Annotated in this window: 3 protein-coding genes; all 3 read right to left on the reverse strand. The window is 77.8% G+C overall.

Annotated features, from left to right (window positions below):
• On the reverse strand, nt 1-1,541 hold a 1,541-nt coding region (locus tag SSBG_RS22400), incomplete at its 3' end, for a hypothetical protein (protein WP_008748351.1).
• A gap of 30 nt (nt 1,542-1,571) precedes the next feature.
• The gene (locus tag SSBG_RS22405) at nt 1,572-2,237 is read right to left on the reverse strand and encodes a LuxR C-terminal-related transcriptional regulator (protein WP_008748352.1); all 666 of its coding nucleotides are present in this window, start codon (nt 2,235-2,237) and stop codon (nt 1,572-1,574) included.
• Complete coding sequence (locus SSBG_RS22410) at nt 2,222-3,598, reverse strand: sensor histidine kinase (protein ID WP_008748353.1); 1,377 nt, start codon at nt 3,596-3,598, stop codon at nt 2,222-2,224. Before SSBG_RS22410 ends, SSBG_RS22405 begins: the two co-directional genes overlap by 16 nt.
• Nucleotides 3,599-3,691: the final 93 nt, after the last annotated feature.

Raw genomic sequence — 3,691 nt, forward strand, 5'->3', positions numbered from 1 at the left:
ACGCCGAGGGCGCCCAGGCGCTCCGGCGGCGGGAGGTCGTCCACCTCGCCCGGCGCCCCCGGCGGGCCGGTCGTCAGGTGCGCGGGCAGCAGGTCGCCGAGGTCCGCGTACAGCCGCGCGTGACCGTCGCGCCCGGTGACCTGCACCGTGTTCCACGTCGTGCAGCCCCCGTCGGGGGCGGGCGTGCGGCCCGGCTGCTGGAAGGGCCACACCGTCCCGTCCGGCTCCGTCGTGAACGGCGTGGACGCCCGCGCCGGGGTCCGCAGATCGCGCTGCGCCACGGACTTCACCCACGGCGCGGTCAGATAGCGCACGTTGCCGTCGGTACGCGCGACCGCGACCACCGCCGCACCCGTCTCGTCCACGTTGTCGGCCCGGACGAGATCGAGCGCCGGGTCGCCGAAACCGTCACCCGCCGCCTCCGCGTACCGCACGAGGCGCAGCCCGTCGTAGAAGAGCACGACGTCCGCCCCCGCCGTGTGCCCCGCCCACAGGAGCTTCGGCGAGCCCGCCGGGCCGCCGAGCGGCGTACCGGGCGTCGCCGAGACGTGCGTACGGGCGCCCGGGCCGGCCCAGGCGCGCAGCGCCCGGCCGAGCAGCGCGCGGTCCTGGAGGAGGTCGCCGCGCGCCGGCCACACCGAGAAGTCGCGGCGCGAGGCCGTCTCCCAGGCGTCCGGCGCCACCGTCGTCAGGCGCGCCGGGTCCAGCGCCTCGCGCTCCGCCGCGCTCGGCACGTACGCGGGCTCCTGCGCGCGCGTGAGCGACCACCCGGTGAACGCCGCCCCGCACACGAGGAGCACCGCCGCGCCCGCGCCGAGCGCCCGCGCGCCCTGCCGGCGGCGGACGAGATCCGTGGGCCGTGCCTGGAGCGAGCAGGGGTCGAACTCCGGCGAGGCGAGCAGCGCCGCCGCGTGCGCCCCCGCCGGGACCTCCACCCCGGCCGCCTCGTGCAGCGCGGCGTCCGCGTCCCGCGCGCCCGCCTCCGCGAGCAGCGCCCGCGTCGCCGCCGCGTCCAGGCCCTCCAGGTGGGCCAGCGCGTACGCGGCCCTGGCCGCCGCGCTCAGCCGCGACAGCGCCTGGTCGAGGGCGATCTCCTCACTGCCGCCCGCGCGCGGGAAGAGCCTGAGCCCCCACACCCGCGGCAGCCCGGACGGCACCCGCGCCTTCCCGCCGCCCTCGCCGCAGGCCCGCAGCGCCTCGCGCAGCACCCGCAGCCGTACGCAGGCGTACCCCGCGTCGCGCGCCGGGACGCCGCCCGGCCCGCCCGCCTCCGCCGCGCGCGGCCCCGGCACCCGCCGGCCCGCGAGGTCCCTGGGCCGCGGCAGCGCCCGCTGGGTGAGGGCGTGCGCCGCCAGGACCCGGCGGGCGCGGCCGAGCGAGGCGGGCAGCACGAGGTGCGCGAGCCGCACGAGCCGCGGGTAGTGCTCGACGAGGGCCGCCTCCGCCTGCGCGAAGCCGACCGGCGCGGCGCCGGGCGATGAGGGGGCGGCGCCGGAACGCGACCGGCGGGAGGTTCGAAGGGCGAGCTTGGCGGAATCCACGCCAAGCGCAACGAGACACGCCCCCCGAGGTCACCTGCCCCCGCCCGACTGCCCCGGCCGCCGCCCGTCGAGGAAGGCGAGCACCGCGAGGACCCGGCGGTTGTCGTCGTCGGAGATCTCCAGGCCGAGGCGGAAGATGTTCGACGTGTGCTTCGCGACCGCCCGCTCGGTCACCACGAGGCGTTCCGCGATCGCCGCGTTCGAGCGGCCCTGCGCCATGAGTTCGAGCACCTCCCGCTCACGCGCCGTGAGCCGCGCGAGCGGCCGTTCGGCGGCCGGGCGGCGCAGCAACTGCGAGATCACCTGCGGGTCCATCGCCGTGCCGCCCGCCGCGACCTGCCGCACCGCCGCGACGAACTGCTCCGCGTCGAAGACCCGGCCCTTGAGCAGGTACCCGACCCCGCCCGCGCCGTCCGCCAGCAACTCCCGCGCGTACAACTGCTCGACGTGCTGCGAGAGCACCGGCAGCCCGGGCCGCTCCCGCCGCGCCGCGAGCGCGCACCGCAAGCCCTCGTCGGTGTACGAGGGCGGCAGCCGCACGTCCACGACCGCCACGTCCGGCCGCTCCTCGGCGAGCGCCCGGCTCAGCTCGGGCCCGCTCTCCACCGCGGCGACGATCTCGCAGTCGTACGCCTCCAGCAGCCGTACGAGACCGTCCCGCGGCAGAAACAGGTCCTCGGCTAGGACAACACGCACGGCAGCTCCACGGTGGCCAGGGTGGGGCTGCCGGGGGGAGAGCTGACGGCCAGGACACCGTCGAAGGTACCGAGCCGCCGCTCGACGCCCGCGAGCCCCGTCCCCTTCGCGAGTGCCGCTCCGCCCCCGCCGTTGTCCCCGACGCTGATCCGCAACCGCCCCTCGCGGTGCCCCAGGTCGATCCGGATCCGGTCCGCGCCCGCGTGCTTGACCGCGTTGGCCAGCAGCTCGCTCGTCGCGAAGTACGCCGCCGCCTCGACCGGCGCCTCGGCGCGCCCCGGCACGTCGGCGACCACCTCCGTCTCGACGGGCAGCCGCAGCGCCAGGGCCCGTACCGCGTCCACGAGCCCGCGCTCGGCGAGCACCGGGGGGTGGATGCCGCGCACGAGGTCCCGCAGCTCGCCGAGCGCCTCCGCCGAGGACTGCCGCGCCTTGCCGAGGAGTTCCTTCGCCTTCGCCGGGTCCCGTTCCACGAGCGACTCGTTGAGCCCGAGGTCCATGCCCACCGCGACGAGCCGCGCCTGCGCCCCGTCGTGCAGGTCCCGTTCGATGCGGCGCAGTTCGGCCGCCGAGTTGTCGACGGCGTCCTCCCGCGTGGCGGTGAGCCGGTCGATCCGCGCGGCCATCTCCCGCTCGCGGCCCGGCGCGAGCGCCGCACGCGTCAGGCGGAAGTACGCCCGCAGGAGCGCCGGGGCCGACCAGCGCGCCGTCAGGGCGATCACCACGCCGACGGCGAGCGCGAGCAGACCCGTCACCTGGCTGTCCACGGGGACGAACAGGTACCACTCCGGGCTGTCCTCGAAGATCCGCCAGCCCCCGGCGGCGAGCACCGCGCCCCACACCGGGTAGAGCAGCACGAGCGGCGCGAGGACGGAGAGGACGACGCCCGCCGTGCAGTCCAGGAGCAGCCAGCCGATGTCCCGCCACGTGGCCGGGTCCCGCAGCAGCGCGAGGCACAGCCCCGCCTCGCCCGCGAAGCCTGGTCGCAGCGGCGGCAGGGGACGGTACGCGAGCCCGATCCGCATTCCGCCCCAGGCACGGGCCCGCTCCCGGCGGCCCAGCGCGTACTCGCGGATCACGGCGAGGACCGGGGGCGTCGTGAGGAGCCCGACGCCGAGCGGGACGAGGCAGACCGAGACCAGTACGAGGCAGAACAACAGGCAGGACACGACGAGCGAGACACCCGCGAGCGCGGCCCCGCGCCCGGCGGCCCGGAAGGCCCGCAGCGGTCCCCGGCCCTCGTCCCCGGGGCCCGCGCCGTCCGCCGTCGCGAGGAACCGCTCGGCGGCCCGCTCCCCGGCGCGCAAGCGCGCGTACACGCGCCGCCCGCCCTCGTCCTCGTGCGCCGTCAGCCCGCCCATGATCCACCTCTTCACCCACCGCGGGCCCACGGGCCCGGTCGGGCCCCGGCGGCCCGACACCCCTGATTCTGCGGATCGCCGCCGCCCGGGGGG

Origin of the sequence: Streptomyces sp. SPB074, assembly GCF_000154905.1 — a bacterium.
In the GTDB taxonomy this organism is placed as follows: domain Bacteria; phylum Actinomycetota; class Actinomycetes; order Streptomycetales; family Streptomycetaceae; genus Streptomyces.

Bases quoted from the DNA above. Each gene is read 5' to 3' on its own strand.
- SSBG_RS22410 (WP_008748353.1), bottom strand. From the start codon at position 3,598: ATGGGCGGGCTGACGGCGCACGAGGACGAGGGCGGGCGGCGCGTGTAC.